The sequence below is a fragment of the Ekhidna sp. genome, assembly GCF_039940915.1.
Taxonomy (GTDB): domain Bacteria; phylum Bacteroidota; class Bacteroidia; order Cytophagales; family Cyclobacteriaceae; genus Ekhidna.
The window spans coordinates 910,316-927,161 of the sequence record NZ_JBDVFO010000001.1 but is presented as its reverse complement, the minus strand read 5'-3'; the positions used below and the strand labels follow the sequence as shown (position 1 = coordinate 927,161).

Below are 16,846 nucleotides of genomic sequence, written 5' to 3'. Positions count from 1 at the left end.
TGGATTAGTGATTGATGGTAAGAAAATAGACGTCCTCAAGTGTGGGAGCGGCAGGGTCAAAATCTTTCAGTGTTTCGGTCTCAGCAAAGACTCGGATCTCGACGCTGTTATTGTCTTTGTAGCCCGAAGAGATAACCCGGTAAGTGTCTTCATGGATGCTTAGCTCCATGGGCAAGATTTGTTTGGCCCAGATCTTCCCTTTTAAAGAATCAACGGCATCTTTTGGGGTCTGATGCTTCAGCACCTTTCCTTTGTTAATGATTGCCATATCTGAGCACAGGTCTTTCACATCTTCGACGATATGGGTAGAGAAAATAACCACATTATCTGCACCCACTAAGCGCAAAACATTGAGGAAACGGTTACGCTCAGCCGGATCAAGCCCAGCAGTTGGCTCATCTACAATTAAAAGCTTTGGGTTGTTCAAAAGAAGCTGAGCAATTCCGAAACGCTGCTTCATTCCCCCGGAATAGCCGCTCACATTTTTCTTTTTTGAATCATAGAGGTTGGTCAGTTCCAATACATGTTGAACAATTGCCTTTCTGTCTTTCTTTGAGTGAATACCCTTCAAAACAGCCATGTAGTCCAGAAGCTTTTCTCCAGACACCCCAGGGTATACACCAAAGTTTTGGGGTAGGTAGCCGAGGACTCTCCTCAAATGCATAGGGTTTTTCAGAATATCAATACCATCAAAGTGGAGGTTTCCGTCATCCGGAAGCTGCAATGTTGCTATGGTTCGCATCAAGGAAGACTTCCCTGCGCCATTTGGGCCGAGAAGTCCAAACATTCCTTTACCAAGTTCAAGGGAAAGGTTGTCCAATGCTTTGACCTTGTTGGTGTATGTTTTAGTAAGTGATTCAATAGTTAACTCCATGGGTTTTTGTTTTTGTTGTTGGAAGATTTAGTGAAAGTACGTGCGTCCATTTTGGATCGAAATGACTTTTCATTCGGCGAGGTAGATTCTCCTTTCAATTGGGAAGAAATCAGGTTACTCATGCACAGTTTCACTCAAAGGAGCATTTACCCAGTTGGAAGAGTTATCCGCCCGCTCGACCTGATCCGAACATTGCATTCCTGTTTTTTTCTTCTATTGTTGTGACATTAATTTGAATAGCGTGAAGAAGCTTTTGTCTTTAGGTCGGTATGAACTAGCCATCCATGGCATTTTATGGTTGCTGTTTTTCAGTATGGCCAACATAGAATGGGATGCCAATTGGCTGGACAGAAGTGAACGAACGTTGTCTCCTTTGACCTTCGTTACTTTCCCGATCTTTTTTTATGCCAATTTGCTTTGGCTACTCCCCAGGTTTTTCAAACTCAAAAGTATCTGGAAGTATATTTTGATGAGCATCATTGTCACGTCTGTTCCGGAGCTGATAAGGAGCATGCTAGCACTCAACGAGACGGGCAAAGCGATTACTGTTTTCACATTAAATAGGGAAATCTGGAGTAGAGACAGTCTGCTTTTCGGTGCGCCAAGCCCGGTGTGGTTTGCTTTTTTATTGTCCTGTGCCTATTTCCTCATGAAGGAGTGGATCAATAACAGTAAAAAAGTCGAGCAATTGGAAAAAGAAAAAGTAAAAATGGAGTTGAGTTTGTTGAAGTCTCAAATTAGCCCGCACTTCATTTTCAATAGCCTCAACACGCTAGATGGGTTGATAGAAAAAGATTCCAAAAAGGCGAGACAATACCTAATGACCCTATCAAAAGTATATCGATTCTCATCCGCAAATGCAGATAAGGATGTGATTACACTCATGGAGGAGTGGGAATTTGTCAATAATTACATCGGGCTAATAAACGAGCGCTTTGGAGGGGCATATGAGTTCACATTGGTCAATAATCTGAAAGATTTGACCAAGTACTTGATTCCTCCGTCCGCGATACAAGGCTTGGTAGAAAATGCGATAAAGCACAATCAAGGAGATATAAGTGATCCATTGACAATACGTGTTGAATGTACTTCTCAGGACATAGCAATTACCAATCGAATAAGACCAAAAGCCACGGCCACTCCGACTTCAGGGATTGGGTTGGATAATCTTCGGAACAGATATTTATTGCTGGTAGATAAGGAAATAGAGGTTACCTCTGAAGAAGAATTCACAGTTAAACTGCCACTCATACATCAGCAAACCTAGCCATGAAAATACTGATTTTAGAAGACGAACAACCCGCTGGCGAGAAACTCATGCACCTGGTGAGATCAGTAGCTGCAGAAGCAGAGATAGATTGGAAGCGAAGCATAGTTGATGGTGTTGTGTACCTGAAAGAGCAGAAGGTTGACCTCATTTTTTCTGACATTGAATTGCTTGATGGAAACGTTTTCAAACTTTTCGATTTGATACGACCCAAATGCCCAATTATTTTTTGCACATCCTATGATACTTTTTATGTGGATGCTTTTCAAACCAATGGAATCGCATATTTGCTAAAGCCGTATAGTGATGAAGATTTCGCTAAGGCCTGGGATAAGTATGCTTCGCTCTTCAGTACACAAAATGATGGAGCAATGTCGAGCGATTTGATAGCAAGTATTCAATCGCTCATTTCTCATCGGAAAACCTATAGGTCTACCTTTCCTGTAAAAAGAAGGAATGGCGTTTTTTTGCTCAAAGTTGCGGATATTGCCTATTTTCAAGCGCAGGGAGATTTTGTAACGGCAATTGACTCTTTAGGAGAAAAGCACATTCTTAATCACTCGTTAAGTCAGATGTACGAGTTCGTTGATCCTTCCATTTTTTTCATGATCAATAGAAGTGAAATCATCAGTTTCGATCACATAGTAAAGTATGAACCTTACACAAAAAACCGACTGGCGATCACACTTGAAAGACCCGCAATAACGCTCTATACCTCAAATAGCAGAACTCCGGATTTCAGAAATTGGTTAGAACTGCGCTAACTGTTTTCATTGGAAATTCTTGACCTAAGCGTCAGGAACAAAGTGGAGATTCTTGAGGGGCATTTGCTATCGGTTTTCGAAAGATAAAATCATTAAGTTCGAGTGATTAAAGCGTAAATATGTACCAGCTGCTTACCCGGATTTCCAACAAATACTTTAAAAAACACTCACACAGACTCTTCAAAGTGTTTTTTAACCTATCTCCCATGTATCGAAGGTCTACGGGCCGAATTACTTCGGTCACACAAGACTTGAGTAGGATAGAAATAAAGATTCCAATCTCTTACAAAAACAAGAACTATGTAGGAACCATTTTTGGAGGAAGCCTTTTTTCGGCTACTGACCCTATTTATATGGTGCAACTCATACAGCTGTTAGGAACAGACTTTGTCGTTTGGGATAAGTCTTCCACTGTAAGATTTAAGCGCCCGGCTGGGACAGACGCGTATTCAGTTTTTGAATTCACGGAAGAGGAAGTGATCAAATTGAAGCAGGAGATTCGAGAAAAGAAAGAAGTAGACCTTGTAAAAATGGTACGGCTAACGAGCAAAGAAGGCAAACTTTTCTGCGAAATCGAAAAGACAATCTATGTTGCCGACAAAGCATACTACAAGGAAAAGAGAAAAAAAAAGGCCGACAGCAAATGAATTACGGCTAAAGTCTTTTTTGTGACGGTACGACCATTCAAAGTGCCATCTGGTCGATTTCATTTGAGATTCACATTATCAATTGATAATATTGAGGAGCCTAACCAGCCATCAAAATGACTTTAGAACAGGTTTTTGATTCCATCAAAATCGCAATCGTTGTGGGAACCTTACTGAGCCTAATCAATCAGTATGATTCGCTCATGGCATGGAATCTTTCCAATAAAGATGTTTTACGCATTTTCCTTAACTACCTGGTTCCTTTTTGCGTGGCTAGTATCTCTCGCTCTATGCACATCAAAAAAGAAGAAAGGAAAAAGTTATGAAAAAAGTAATTTTAGCCAGACCAAGCTCCTTGATTGTCACGGACATGAAGAAGCTGGTTTCCGCCACAGGTTTTGAGGCCCAGCCAATTGGAGAGATCAAGGAATTGACTCGAATGAATCACAAGGACGTAGCAGGAATTGTTATTTCGACTGCTTTGTCTTCCACGGTCAAGGAAAAATATGGGGAAGTCATCAAAAGGTCTGTAGCTCTTTTCCCTGGAAAACCTATTTTTCTTGCGTCGTACGCCACTGCGAGAAGCACTAAAATCACAGCTTCTTCACATATTAAAAACGCCGGACTTGACTTTGAACTCCTTGCCGTAGAGGAAGCAAAGTCAATTACATTTGACGCAAACAAGCAGATATTAATACTTACGCAACAAGAAATTTCTGATCCTGTTGTCTTCCCTTCCGTTTGCGAGTTAATGAAAAGCCTATTGGTGACATCAACTGTCACGAAACCGGTCGTTTGATCAATTGACTAAAATGCCGATGATCTGAAAAAGAAGTTCCAAATTGCTATCGTGTGTTTTACTACTACGTTGAATTAATCATTAACCCTTGCCCTTGCCACTTTTCCTCCAATTCCGAAAGGGATACTAGTGCATCAGCATTGTAATTCAGCAGGAATCTTCAGAAGGAGGTGGACTTAAGGTATACTTTGATGGAAAGTCGTTTCTGATTTGGACAAGTCAATCTCCGATTGAATAAACTTGAAATTTTCTCATCTTTAAAAAAGAAGTAAATGCAAGGTTCAATCAAAAGAATACTGGTTCTGGTAAGTACAGTTTTTTCCTTTGCCGCGGCTTACACCCAGGCTCCTTTCATCACCACTTGGGCAAGTACAGATATTGACCAAACAATAACCATTCCCACAACTGGGACTGGCTACGATTACGATATCTCATGGAAGGTTCAGGGAAACCTAACCGATGAAGGATCCGCCATCAATATAACAGGAGATTATTCGATTACATTTCTAGGAGACGGAATATACGAAGTATCTATTTCTGGAGACTTTCCGCGGATCTACTTCAACCAAAACCATGAGGATCGACTCCAACTACTTTCCGTCGAGCAATGGGGAGACATTGCATGGACTTCAATGGCAGGTTCATTCTGGGGTTGTTCGAATTTAGTTATCAATGCTGAGGATAATCCTGATTTATCAGGTGTGTCAAGCATGGCTCACATGTTTCGCGAGAATGCAAACTTCAATCATGACATTAGCGATTGGGACGTGAGAGGTGTTGCTAGCATGAGTAACATGTTTCGGCTAGCCTCTAACTTTAATCAGAATATTTCCGGCTGGGTTGTGAGTAACGTAACAGATATGCGACAAATGTTCAATGGAGCTACCAATTTCAATCAAGACATCAGCAGTTGGAATATGGAAAGTGTAAATAATGTAACAGGGATGCTTAATAATTCTGGCATCAACCGACCCAACTACGACAAGATTTTACAAGGCTGGGCTTCTCAAAATCTGAATACCGGACTATCACTGGGGGCATCAAACCTCCAATTTTGTGATGGAGAAACTGCCAGGCAGAATCTGATCGACACCCATGGATGGACCATTACAGATGGGGAGCAAAACTGTAATGATGCTGTCACCATAGAAGCAATCCCAGTGAAGTTAGTGGGCGATGAGGATTTTACCGTTAGCACAACTGCCGAATCAGGGCTTCCGGTAATGCTCTTTTCTTCCGATCCAAGTGTTGCAACCATCAGTGCAGGAAATATCATCCACATAGAAAGTGCAGGAAATGCAATTATTACGGCCAGCAATGTGAGTGATGGTAATTACTCTGAGGCAGAAGCGGTTGCTTATTTGCTCGTACTGGAGACGCTGGACGATCAAAGACCCTTCGTTACGACCTGGCAAAGTAATGCAAGTGGCGATGCAATTACGATCCCAACCAATTCAGTAAACTATTCTTATAATTATGATGTATCCTGGAAAAAAATAGGAGAAGGTGATATTGAGGATTCAGCTTCGGGGATAACAGCAAACCATACCATCACCTTCATGGATGAAGTGACATATGAAGTTTCCATCACAGGAGATTTTCCGCATTTGTATTTCAACAATGCGGCAAACAGTGATAAGCTGTTGACGGTCAGTCAGTGGGGAGACATTCTGTGGAAGGATATGAACCATGCATTTTATGGTTGCTCCAACATGAATGTAACGGCGCAAGATTCCCCCATTTTACTTGGCGTTTCAAGCATGTCCGGCATGTTTATAGATGCCGTGAACTTTGATGCGAACATTGGAAATTGGGACACGCGTAACATTACTCATATGTTCCGGTTGTTCGAGGGAGCTAAAAGCTTCAACCAATACATTGCGGACTGGGACGTGAGCAAGGTTTTGAACACAGGAAGTATGTTTAAGGGTGCGACTATTTTTAATCAAAGCATTGGTAGCTGGGATGTATCTAGCGTCCTGTTTATGGATGAAATGTTCAATGGAGCTACTTCATTTAACCAGAATATTGGTGGTTGGAATGTGGGTAATGTGTGTTCCATGATTTCGATGTTTGATGGAGCTCACTCATTTAATCAAAATATATCCGAATGGAATGTGAGTAAGTCATCAAGGATGGATAACATGTTCCGGTTTGCTGTCAATTTTGACCAGAACATCTCTGGTTGGAATGTAAGTGCTGTTACTGATATGTCTGGCATGTTCCGCAGTGCTTTTGGTTTTAATCAGGACATTGGTAGCTGGAACCTTGGAGCAGTAACGGATATGGCAGAGATGTTAAATTTTAGTGGAATCTCCAATGTAACCTATGATAAGATCCTTCATGCTTGGGCGAATCAACCTTCATTACCTACAAATCTCAGGCTGGGTGCCCAGAGATTAGGATATTGTGCATCAGGAGCAGCTCGAAATATATTACTCTCTGAAAAAAATTGGACGATTGATGGAGATGCAATGGATTGTTCACAGACAATTACATTTAATAGTATTCCGATAAAACACGCTGGCGATCCCGATTTTGAGGTGATTGCTACCTCTTCCTTCGGCTTACCCGTTACTCTCAGCACTTCCGATGAATCAATAGCAACCATTAGCGGAAGTACTGTACATATTGTTAGCCCGGGAAGTGTAAAAGTAATTGCAAGCCAACCAGGAGATGGGGGCAGTATTCCTGCCGCCGAAGATGCGTTCATTTTTATCCACGTCCTGCCCTCAGATGTCGATCAGCAACCATTCGTGACCACCTGGCAAAGCGACCGACCAGGAGATGGGATTATCATACCAACCACAGACGGATCCATTTTCTCAGGAAATTACCACTATGATGTCTCATGGAAAAAAGTTGGATCTTCATCAAATGAAGGGACTATTCAAGGGAAATCAGAAAATGTTTATCTGACCTTTGAAGAAGAGGGAGTCTATGAGGTAGCCATTACAGGTGCTTATCCTAGCTTTTATATTTTCGGAAGCGGGTTTGCATCAAAACTTTTAACAGTAGAGCAATGGGGAGATATTTTCTGGGAATCGATGGCTTATAGTTTTTATGGCTGTGAGCAAGTGACGCTGCAAGCTTCAGATAGCCCCGATCTTCGATTGGTAAAGGATATGGAATCCATGTTTTTCCAAGCAAAAAGCTTCAATCAGTACATTGGAAACTGGAACGTAAGTAATGTAGAAAATATGAGTGGTATGTTTTTGAATGCGAGCAGTTTCAATCAAGACATTAGCAGTTGGGACATGTCTTCAGTCACCGATGTGTCAAGCATGTTAGATAAAACAGGAATCACCACAGTCAATTATGACAGGATACTGACGGGTTGGTCTACACAAACGCTAACCGATGGATTGATACTTGGAGCCGATGGGCTTACCTATTGTTCAGCAGCTGATGCCATCGCTGTGATTCCATGGACGATCAATGACGATGGCATAGATTGCGCACAAACGATAACCTTTGAAAATCTGGAGGATGCAAGCTACTCAATGGGTACGTTGGAACTCTCAGCAACAGCATCTTCCAATCTACCCATCACGTATTCTGTACCAGTAGATAATACTGTGGCTACCATATCCGGAAGTACATTAAGCATAATAGGTGTAGGCGCAACTCAAATCACGGCATCCCAGCCTGGAGATGAGCACTACAATTCTGCAGATGACGAGGCAACCATCACGGTCAATCAAGCGCCACTGACCGTACGAGCGGATGATACATCACGCAAATATGGGGCGTCCAACCCTGTCCTCGGTATTAGCTATGAGGGCTTTGCGCCGGGAGAAAGTGAAAGCGACCTCACAACCACTGCTGCGGCTATTACTACAGCAACACCGACAAGCGAAACAGGGGTTTATCCCATCGATGTTTCTGGGGGAAGTTCTCCAAATTATACTTTTATCAGTTATGAGTCTGGGACGCTGACGGTCGAAAAAACACCACTCACGGTCACTGCTAACGATCAAACCATTTTACAAGGAGAATCAGTCCCGGAATTAGCGTTATCGTATGCGGGATTTGTCAATGATGAAACCCCCAGTGTGCTGGATGAAGTTCCGGCGGTTAGTACCTTAATCACAAATACCGCGACACCAGGATCTTATGCAATCACAGTATCCGGCGGGAAAGACAACAATTACTCCTTTAGCTTGGAAAACGGCACCTTAATCATCGAAAAAATTCTTGGATTGACCGATGCAGACATCATTTTCTATCCAAACCCGACACAAGGGGATATCCACATTGAATCACAGAATGTAAGTCAGATAGAAATCAGTGATTTGAATGGTAAACTGCTCCGAAAATTAAATAATACGGAGACCATTGATGTATCAAGTCTTAAGCCAGGGACTTATTTGTTGGTACTAAAAAATGCGGAAGGGAAAACGTTGGAAACGTACCGAATGATTAGGAATGAGTAGGTTTTAGATCCTAAGAATAACCAAAAAGGCAAAGCGGAATTTTAAAGGACGACCTCAGTGGTCGCTTTATTTTTGTGAATACGTAATCGGAGGCGGCAGCTTAAACTCACTTGATAGGCATTCGCTTAAACTCCTTTGAGCGGTCAAACAGGTACCGATACGTATGGTGTGTTTTTACAACATCACCGCCAACCTGTTCCACGACCTTTATCATTTTAGGGTTAAAATCCCCGATCCAGTTCATTTCCAGCTGCTCATATCGGGTGTAGGTTTCTTGAATTACATCTCTGATTGCCATGATTAGTGCGCCATCTACTCCTTTTCCCTGATGATCTGGTGAAATACCAAAGACCAACCCGATCATCTTTTTATTGGTCTTACGAAACTTGTGGTAAACAAACTTAAGTTTTCCGATTAGATCTAGCTTACCGTTTACGTGTTTGAAAACCTGATTCAGTTCAGGGATATTGATGTAAAAGCCAACAGGTTGATCCTTATGATAGCCAAACCACATGATTTTCTCATCCATGATGGGCTTCATTTTTTTGATGATCGCATTGGATTGTAAGGAAGACATTTTAGCTACGCCCGGATGTCGAGCCCAGGCGTCATTATATACGGTCCTAAAATCTTCAGCATATTTTTTTAAATGCTTCTTCTCAATATGTCTGAAAGTATAGTCTGCATCCTTTTTCGCTAGTTCAGCTTTTACATACAGTCGATCGCTGAGAGGATCCATTACAGGTCGTCCAAATGTAAATTGCTTGAAGTAAACCTCAAACCCATAATTTTCAAACAGCAGCTTGTAATAAGGGTAGTTGTAATTGCATTGATAATTGGCAGGTCTATCAAATCCATCTATCAATAACCCCCACCAATTGTCACGATCACCGAAATTAATGGGGCCATCCATGGCCTCCATGCCTCGCTCTTCAAGCCATTTTTTACCGGTATCAAAAAGGAGGTTTGCCGATTCCTGATCATCTATGCATTCAAAGAAGCCAACCCCACCCGTCGGCTGATCATTATCTTTATTTACTGTTTTCTGATTAATGAAAGCTGCAATACGACCTGTAGTATTTCCGCTATGATCCTTGAGAATCCAGCGCGAACACTCTCCATTCCGAAAAAACTTATTCACCTTCGGATCAAAGACGCCATTAAGGTCTTTGTCTAATGGACGTATCCAATTCGGTTCATTTTTGTAAAGCCTGATGGGCAACTGCAAAAACTCACGGGCTGTTTTCTTATCGTTGACTTCAATTATTTGCATTTTGGAAATTATTCTACTCGTACAAATTTATAATCACTTAGCTCCCAATCAATGACGAGACCTCTGCCAACTCCTTTGGCTACTTGATCTCCATACAAATGATGAACAAGATATAAGGACACATCGTAGGATTTGGCACCACCGGCTGAGGTGAGGAGCTTGTTATGATGTACAAAGGAGACGTCTTCGTGCACTTTTAAGGCTGGAAAAGTTTCTCTGTATTTGTCAATATCTGTGGGAAACGTGGTGGACTCTTTGCCTGCAACAAGCCCTGCTTTGGCAAGCACGAAAGCTCCATCGCAAAGCGACATGACATAATCTGCTTTTGCTCCAATATCCGCCACCCAGTTGATGAGCTTTTCGTTTTCAAGGTCTGAGTCCATGTTGTGTTCCGCACTCGGGACAACCAAGATGTCGATTTCAGGAAGATCGGGGCTATCAAAAGAATAATGAGGGATGAGCTTAAGCCCCTCAAAAGTGGTTACTGTGTCCATGGTTTCATTGACCGTGAACACCCTGATGCCACCTTCAGTATGGAAAATAGTGTGCTGGAAGATGTCATATGGCGCCATCAACTCAGAGTTGTAAACACCGTCAATCATTAAAAATGCCGCATTAAAAAATTCTCCTTCTGCAACAGGATCAATCTGGATTGCGTCATTTTCAGTCGGTGGCTGACAAGCCAAAGCGACCAATGCAAGACAGAAAAATAGGTTGAGGTTTTTCATAGCTTCAATTTTAGTTTGTCCAAGAGGCTCATACTTTCAAGGTATGCCTTCATTTTTTTACCCACTGTTTCAATAGCTTTAGATGGACGCAGCATGACCTTAAATTCAGTGATTTTCCCCTCTTTATTCCATGAAATGATATCCACACCATCAATCTGGATTCCATCGATTATCGCATTGAATTCCAGGACAGCTTCTTTTTCTGTGACCAATTCCTTTACGTAATGAAAACCAGTGTCTTCAAACATTTTTGCAGCAGAGAGCAAATAGGTCATGACGGTTTTCCGACCTTTTTGCGGTTTGAATAAAATTGGAGAATAGAAAACAGCTTCTTTAGCTAAGATGGATTTAAGCAGCTTTGCGTCGTTGTTTTTCACAACCTCATGCCAGCTGCTTAAGGGCTCCTTCATGACTTACAGATTAAAAGCCTCTTTTACCTGATCTACGTAATCGAGCTTTTCCCATGTAAAGGTTTCTACCACTTTCTTCACTTCTTCACCACCATTCCCTATGAAGTTTACTTGCTTTACCTCAGGAACTCTTCCCATATGACCGTAAGCTGCAGACTCTGAGTAGATAGGTTCTTTTAGCTTCAGTCTTTTGATGATATATGCCGGGCGCATATCGAAAATCTTTTCTACAATCTTGGCGATCTCTCCATCGTTCATGTCCACATTGGCAGTACCATACGTGTTTACATAAATACCCATTGGCTCCGCTACTCCAATTGCATACGAAACCTGAACGAGAATTTCATCCGCTACTCCTGCGGCTACCAGGTTTTTCGCGATGTGCCTTGTAGCATAAGCAGCAGATCTATCCACTTTTGAAGGATCTTTTCCTGAGAACGCTCCACCACCGTGTGCGCCTTTGCCACCATAGGTATCTACGATGATCTTTCTTCCAGTAAGACCAGCATCTCCATGCGGGCCGCCAATCACAAATTTCCCAGTAGGGTTAATGTGATATTTGATTTGCTCATTAAACAACGCTTGATTCTGTTCCTTGAGCTTGTTCTTAACTCGGGGAATTAGAATCTTAATGATATCTTCCTTGATTTTTTTCAACATGCTGTCTTCATTATCAAAATCATCATGTTGAGTTGACACGACAATGGCGTCTATTCTAATGGGCTGATTATTGTCGTCATACTCGATGGTGACCTGTGATTTTGCATCCGGGCGTAGGTAAGTCATTTGCTTCCCTTCCTTGCGTATTTCGGACAGCTCCATCAATATTTTATGCGAAAGATTGAGTGCCAAAGGCATATAATTGTCGGTCTCCTTGGTGGCATAGCCAAACATCATTCCCTGATCTCCTGCACCTTGTTCATCTTCCGATGCTCTTTCTACACCTTGATTGATATCAGGTGATTGTTCATGGATCGCAGAAATTACACCGCAGGAGTTGCCATCAAACATGTACTCACCTTTGGTATAGCCGATCTTGTTAATGACTTCACGAGCAATGTTTTGAACATCTATGTATGCCGTGGTTTTTACTTCTCCAGCAAGTGCAACCAGACCAGTTGTTACCATGGTTTCGCATGCCACCTTGCTGTCGGGATCAAATGCTAGAAAGTGATCAACGAGTGCATCAGAAATCTGATCAGCAATTTTATCTGGGTGTCCTTCGCTTACGGACTCTGATGTAAATAAATAAGGCATCTATATTTCTTTTCTTTAGGCGGGCAAATTTAGAAGATTCGGTGAACTCCTTTAGGGGAATTGTCCAAAACTAAATATTGCCGGGATTTTATGTATTTGAATGTCAGTTTTCTGCCACTTTGAAACAGGTTGAGTCAGTATTTTTTCCTGAGAGCCTGAGATATCTGCTGCGATACTAAGCAAGGTGTCCGGACGACAGATTTTCAGAATGTCTTTGATCAACTGCTGATTGCGATATGGAGTTTCCATGAACAGCTGGGTGTATCCAGATTGACTTAGCTTTTCCAGTTCTCTTATTTTTTGCTGCCTTGGACTCTTGTCGATAGGTAAATAGCCATGAAATGTGAAGCGTTGACCATTGAAACCAGAAGCAATGAGTGCCATTTGGATGGATGAGGAACCGGGCATGGGCACCACTTGAACATGAGTCTGATGTGCAAAGCTGACGGCAAGGTTGCCTGGGTCTGCCAGGCAAGGCACCCCCGCTTCTGAGATTACTGCCATGTCCTGACCGTTTCGGATTGGGTCAAAAAGGGCATACATCTGATCCCAGTTTGACTTTTTGTCCAGTATTTCGAATTCCAACTCTTCAATGGTAATCCCTGCTTTAAGACTACTGATGAATCGTCGGGCAGTTCGAACGTTCTCTACGAAGTAGTGCGTGGTGTTTTTCAGTACCTCTGTTACCATCGGCGACATGAATGATGCGTCGTTATCCGAAGATAAGTATGTGGGGATAAGAAATAGTTTTCCTTGACTCATTTGGATAAAAATTCAATGACTAATTCGCCAAGCTCACGTGGCTTTTCAGCATGTACCCAATGCCCAGCTCCATCAACCGTTACAATTTCTGCATTTGGGAAAAGACTCCTAATAAGTTCATGATCCTGGGAAACAAGGTAGTCAGATTTTCCGCCAGCAATAAAAAGTGCTGTCCCGTCAAAACCGACTGCCCCTTCGATTCCTTCCCCTACCTTCTCAATGGCCGCTTCAATTACTTCAAGATTCAGTTTCCAGTTAAAAGTCCCGTCCTGTTTTCGATTCAAATTTTTCAAAATAAACTGACGTACACCAAAATTTGCAATCACCTGAGCCATTTGATCATCTGCTTCCTTTCGATTTTGTAACTTCTCCAAATCCACCGAATGAAACCCTTCAAAAATCTGCTGATGGTGAGGCGCATAGTATTTAGGAGCAATATCCACAACCATGAGTTTATCAACTAAATCAGCGTGTTGAGTAGCTAGATGCATGGCGACCTTTCCTCCCATCGAGTGCCCAAGGATATGCGCTTGACTTATTCCTTCATCTTCCATTAGCTCAACCACATCCTCAACCATGACATCATAATCAAACTCATCACTGTGGGGCGAATTGCCATGATTTCTAAGGTCTACCAGGTAAACCTTGAAATTCTCCGCGAAAACCTTTCCTAATGTCTGCCAGTTATCAGACGACCCAAATACCCCATGCATAATGATGAGGGGGCTACCGGATCCGAGTGTTCTAAAGTTTAACTTCATGAATTTTGACTTCCAAGTATGGCACTACTAATGATCAAAACCTTCTTTTTGTTCATTTCAATGCCAATAAAATTGATTTGACTCAAAGATACATATTACCTTCACGGCCTTTATGAACTCAATAAGCAGCTTTTTATCTGATGCGGTAAACTTTTTATGGGGGCCGCCATTGCTCATTTTACTTCTCGGTGGGGGTTTCTTTTTCCTTATTTACTCGAGATTTCTTCCTTTCCGATTCCTTGGTCATGCCATAAATGTTTTGAGAGGTAAGTACGATGACCCGGACGATCCAGGGGATATAAATCACTTTCAAGCATTATCAGGGGCACTAGCTGCAACCATAGGAATGGGAAATGTAAGTGGGGTAGCCTTAGCAATAGCAGCAGGAGGTCCCGGAGCTTTATTTTGGATGTGGATTAGCGCTTTTTTTGGAATGGCAACCAAATTTTTCACGTGCACACTAGCGGTGCTTTATAGAGGAAAAGATTCAGAAGGTGATTTGCAGGGTGGGCCTATGTACGTGATACGTGAAGGGATGGGCAAAAAGTGGATGTTTTTGGCCATATTCTTTTGTGTGTCTTGCTTTATTGGAGCGACACCAGTTTTTCAGGCAAACCAGATGGTTGCGGTGTTTAAAGACGTTGTGCTTATCCCAGCGGGAGTTCCAGATTCATTTGGTGTTGATTTGACCATCGGAATTATCCTTGCGGCAATCGTAGCGTTGGTGATTTTAGGAGGAATTAAGCGAATAGGAAATGTAGCCTCAAAATTGGTTCCTTCCATGGTTCTATTATTTGTAGGAAGTGTGGTTCTTATTTTACTAATGAACCTCGGAGAAATAATCCCATCATTTCTGTTCATTTTGGAAGATGCTTTTTCTGCCAAGGCAGTACTTGGAGGTGCTGTTGGTGCCATTGTTATTGAAGGAGCAAAAAGAGCTGCTTTTTCGAATGAAGCGGGGATAGGAACAGCTCCTATGATGCATGGAGCTGCTAAAACAAAAGAGCCTGTACGCGAAGGCCTAGTGGCCATGCTCGGCCCAGCGATTGATACGATCGTGGTATGTACAATGACAGGGCTATGCATCCTGATTACAGGAGTTTGGGACAGTGGTGAGGCGGACGGTATTGTCCTTACATCAAAAGCGTTTGAGGCCAGTTTGCCAGGCGTTGGGCCTTACATTTTAGTCGTCTGTGTTATGATTTTTGCGATCACGACAATCTTTGGTCTGGCATACTATGGACAAAAGTGTTTTTCGTTCATGATAGGAGCTAAGTATACCAAATACTTCCACTATTATTATATCGCGCTTGTCATTTTTGGAGCGGTCTCTAGTTTAGATATTGTGATCAACCTTGTATTTGTTGGCTATGGATTGATGGCAATACCTACAATGATATCAGCAATATCACTAGCACCTAAGGTAATGCAGGCAGCTAAAAGCTATTTCGACCAAGTATCGGAGTAAATGTTTGGAATGCTGGTACTTAGATGCAATATCTTTGCAGTCATATCATTTAAGATAGAATGAGAATTGTAATAGCAGGAGCAGGTGAGATGGGCTTTCATCTTGCAAAGCTTTTAACAGCAGAAGAGCAGGATATTGTAATCATAGATTCAAATCCAAATGTTCTGGAATATGTCTCGCAGCATTTAGATGTGAGCACCGTGCGAGGGAGTTCGACTTCACCTCGTACACTCAAAGAAGCTAACATTGGAAAAACAGACCTGCTTATTGCGGTGACGTCCATTCAGGAAACAAACATTACCACCTGTATTCTTGGAAAAAGCCTGGGAGCTAAAAAAACGATAGCCAGAATATCGAACATTGAACTACTGCACTCCCGTGAAGAGCTGAACCTTAGCAATGTGGGCATTGATGAGATTATTTCTCCGGCATCACTGGCGGCACGAGAAATCAAAAGATTACTGAAGCAGTCGGCACTCACAGATACGTTTGAGTTTGAAAAAGGCATGCTCTCCTTAGTTGGGATCACCGTGGACGAAGGATCTCAATTATTTGGTAAGACCCTCACGGAAACAGCCTACCTCAATCCAGACCATAATTTTACCACTGTAGCCATTCTGCGAGATCAGAAAACCATCATTCCGTATGGTGAGAATAAGTTTCAGGAAGGTGACCATGCTTACTTCATAGCACAGCCTGATGGGATTGATCGGGTGACGTCACTGGCAGGGAAAGAGAGTTTTGAAATTAAGAATGTAATGATTTTGGGAGCGAGTAAAGTCGGAATCAATACAGCTAAACTCTTGAGTAAAAAATACAACATCAAACTCATCGAGGCTGATAAAGAAAAGTGCCTTCACCTGGTGGACGAACTTCCGGATACTATGATAATCAATGGAGATGGACGCGATATTAATCTCTTGAAAGAAGAAAGTATTGACCGAATGGATGCCTTTGTTGCTCTTACAGAAAACTCTGAGACAAATATCATGGCCTCTTTGGTAGCAAAAAATCAAGGCGTAAGAAAGACAATCGCTCTTGTAGAAAATGTGGATTACATTCACCTATCGCAGAGTATCGGGATTGATACACTCATCAATAAGAAATTGATAGCTGCCAGCTTTATTTTCCGATACATTAGAAAAGGCGAAGTGCTAAATATCGCAGGGATCCACGGTGTGGATGCGGAGATATTAGAATTTGAACTGAGCGAGAAATCCAAGATAATGGATGGTCAGTTAAAAGATCTGGACTTTCCAAGAACCGCTATTGTTGGGGGTGTTATCAGAGATGGAAAAGGAATTGCTGTAAGAGGCAATTTTGAATTTCACCCAAAAGATCGCGTAGTTGTGTTGTCTAAGCCGGAATGTATCAAAAAAGTAGAGAGCTTCTTCAAGTAA

General features: G+C 42.1%; 15 protein-coding genes. 8 read left to right on the top strand and 7 right to left on the bottom strand.

Translation table 11 applies throughout. From position 1 onward, the window contains the following. Positions 1-4 precede the first annotated feature (4 nt). The gene (locus ABJF57_RS04270) at positions 5-874 is read right to left on the bottom strand and encodes an ABC transporter ATP-binding protein (protein ID WP_462230883.1); all 870 of its coding nucleotides are present in this window, start codon (positions 872-874) and stop codon (positions 5-7) included. A gap of 241 nt (positions 875-1,115) precedes the next feature. On the opposite strand from ABJF57_RS04270, the gene ABJF57_RS04265 reads away from it, so the two are divergent. From ABJF57_RS04265 to ABJF57_RS04240, 6 genes are all read left to right on the top strand, one after another. After that, a complete protein-coding gene (locus tag ABJF57_RS04265; protein WP_462230885.1) occupies positions 1,116-2,141 on the top strand; it encodes a sensor histidine kinase in 1,026 nt (341 codons plus the stop codon). 2 nt (positions 2,142-2,143) lie between these two features. Next, on the top strand, positions 2,144-2,905 hold the full coding sequence (locus ABJF57_RS04260) for a LytR/AlgR family response regulator transcription factor (protein WP_462230887.1): 762 nt from the start codon (positions 2,144-2,146) through the stop codon (positions 2,903-2,905). A 119-nt stretch (positions 2,906-3,024) separates the two neighbouring features. Beyond that, positions 3,025-3,552, top strand: coding sequence for a DUF4442 domain-containing protein (locus ABJF57_RS04255; protein WP_462230889.1), 528 nt, complete (start codon positions 3,025-3,027; stop codon positions 3,550-3,552). Between the two features lie 116 nt (positions 3,553-3,668). Beyond that, entirely contained in the window at positions 3,669-3,878 is a 210-nt protein-coding gene (nrtS, locus tag ABJF57_RS04250; RefSeq protein ID WP_462230891.1) for a nitrate/nitrite transporter NrtS, read from the top strand. Continuing rightward, positions 3,875-4,351, top strand: a complete 477-nt coding sequence (locus ABJF57_RS04245; RefSeq protein WP_462230893.1) for a hypothetical protein — start codon at positions 3,875-3,877, stop codon at positions 4,349-4,351. The genes nrtS and ABJF57_RS04245 overlap by 4 nt, the downstream gene beginning before the upstream one ends. A gap of 272 nt (positions 4,352-4,623) precedes the next feature. Continuing rightward, complete coding sequence (locus ABJF57_RS04240; protein WP_462230895.1) at positions 4,624-8,787, top strand: BspA family leucine-rich repeat surface protein; 4,164 nt, start codon at positions 4,624-4,626, stop codon at positions 8,785-8,787. Positions 8,788-8,893: 106 nt separating this feature from the next. Here the strand turns inward: ABJF57_RS04240 and ABJF57_RS04235 are convergent, their stop codons facing one another. The 6 genes from ABJF57_RS04235 to ABJF57_RS04210 are packed head-to-tail and all read right to left on the bottom strand — an operon-like array spanning position 8,894 to position 13,978. Then, positions 8,894-10,060: a hypothetical protein gene (locus ABJF57_RS04235; RefSeq protein WP_462230897.1), complete on the bottom strand. Its 1,167-nt coding sequence runs from the start codon at positions 10,058-10,060 to the stop codon at positions 8,894-8,896. Between the two features lie 8 nt (positions 10,061-10,068). After that, complete coding sequence (locus ABJF57_RS04230; RefSeq protein WP_462230899.1) at positions 10,069-10,788, bottom strand: DJ-1/PfpI family protein; 720 nt, start codon at positions 10,786-10,788, stop codon at positions 10,069-10,071. After that, positions 10,785-11,198, bottom strand: a complete 414-nt coding sequence (locus ABJF57_RS04225) for a nuclear transport factor 2 family protein (RefSeq protein WP_462230901.1) — start codon at positions 11,196-11,198, stop codon at positions 10,785-10,787. The genes ABJF57_RS04230 and ABJF57_RS04225 overlap by 4 nt, the downstream gene beginning before the upstream one ends. Before the next feature lie 3 nt (positions 11,199-11,201). Further along, on the bottom strand, positions 11,202-12,455 hold the full coding sequence (gene metK, locus ABJF57_RS04220) for a methionine adenosyltransferase (RefSeq protein WP_462230903.1): 1,254 nt from the start codon (positions 12,453-12,455) through the stop codon (positions 11,202-11,204). Between the two features lie 51 nt (positions 12,456-12,506). After that, on the bottom strand, positions 12,507-13,217 hold the full coding sequence (locus ABJF57_RS04215; RefSeq protein WP_462230905.1) for an SAM-dependent methyltransferase: 711 nt from the start codon (positions 13,215-13,217) through the stop codon (positions 12,507-12,509). After that, on the bottom strand, positions 13,214-13,978 hold the full coding sequence (locus ABJF57_RS04210) for an alpha/beta fold hydrolase (RefSeq protein WP_462230908.1): 765 nt from the start codon (positions 13,976-13,978) through the stop codon (positions 13,214-13,216). The genes ABJF57_RS04215 and ABJF57_RS04210 overlap by 4 nt, the downstream gene beginning before the upstream one ends. A gap of 112 nt (positions 13,979-14,090) precedes the next feature. Here ABJF57_RS04210 and ABJF57_RS04205 point away from each other — a divergent pair, with 112 nt between their 5' ends. Both ABJF57_RS04205 and trkA read left to right on the top strand, forming a co-directional pair. Continuing rightward, the gene (locus ABJF57_RS04205) at positions 14,091-15,446 is read left to right on the top strand and encodes an alanine/glycine:cation symporter family protein (RefSeq protein WP_462230910.1); all 1,356 of its coding nucleotides are present in this window, start codon (positions 14,091-14,093) and stop codon (positions 15,444-15,446) included. A 59-nt stretch (positions 15,447-15,505) separates the two neighbouring features. After that, positions 15,506-16,846, top strand: coding sequence for a Trk system potassium transporter TrkA (gene trkA / locus ABJF57_RS04200; protein ID WP_462230912.1), 1,341 nt, complete (start codon positions 15,506-15,508; stop codon positions 16,844-16,846).

Excerpts from the sequence above, each read along its gene's own strand:
- ABJF57_RS04210 (WP_462230908.1), bottom strand. The coding sequence starts at position 13,978 with ATGAAGTTAAACTTTAGAACACTCGGATCCGGTAGCCCCCTCATCATT.
- ABJF57_RS04225 (WP_462230901.1), bottom strand. The coding sequence starts at position 11,198 with ATGAAGGAGCCCTTAAGCAGCTGGCATGAGGTTGTGAAAAACAACGAC.
- ABJF57_RS04205 (WP_462230910.1), top strand. The coding sequence starts at position 14,091 with ATGAACTCAATAAGCAGCTTTTTATCTGATGCGGTAAACTTTTTATGG.
- metK (WP_462230903.1), bottom strand. The coding sequence starts at position 12,455 with ATGCCTTATTTATTTACATCAGAGTCCGTAAGCGAAGGACACCCAGAT.
- ABJF57_RS04270 (WP_462230883.1), bottom strand. The coding sequence starts at position 874 with ATGGAGTTAACTATTGAATCACTTACTAAAACATACACCAACAAGGTC.
- trkA (WP_462230912.1), top strand. The coding sequence starts at position 15,506 with ATGAGAATTGTAATAGCAGGAGCAGGTGAGATGGGCTTTCATCTTGCA.
- ABJF57_RS04215 (WP_462230905.1), bottom strand. The coding sequence starts at position 13,217 with ATGAGTCAAGGAAAACTATTTCTTATCCCCACATACTTATCTTCGGAT.
- ABJF57_RS04260 (WP_462230887.1), top strand. The coding sequence starts at position 2,144 with ATGAAAATACTGATTTTAGAAGACGAACAACCCGCTGGCGAGAAACTC.
- ABJF57_RS04255 (WP_462230889.1), top strand. The coding sequence starts at position 3,025 with ATGTACCAGCTGCTTACCCGGATTTCCAACAAATACTTTAAAAAACAC.
- nrtS (WP_462230891.1), top strand. The coding sequence starts at position 3,669 with ATGACTTTAGAACAGGTTTTTGATTCCATCAAAATCGCAATCGTTGTG.
- ABJF57_RS04230 (WP_462230899.1), bottom strand. The coding sequence starts at position 10,788 with ATGAAAAACCTCAACCTATTTTTCTGTCTTGCATTGGTCGCTTTGGCT.
- ABJF57_RS04240 (WP_462230895.1), top strand. The coding sequence starts at position 4,624 with ATGCAAGGTTCAATCAAAAGAATACTGGTTCTGGTAAGTACAGTTTTT.
- ABJF57_RS04245 (WP_462230893.1), top strand. The coding sequence starts at position 3,875 with ATGAAAAAAGTAATTTTAGCCAGACCAAGCTCCTTGATTGTCACGGAC.
- ABJF57_RS04235 (WP_462230897.1), bottom strand. The coding sequence starts at position 10,060 with ATGCAAATAATTGAAGTCAACGATAAGAAAACAGCCCGTGAGTTTTTG.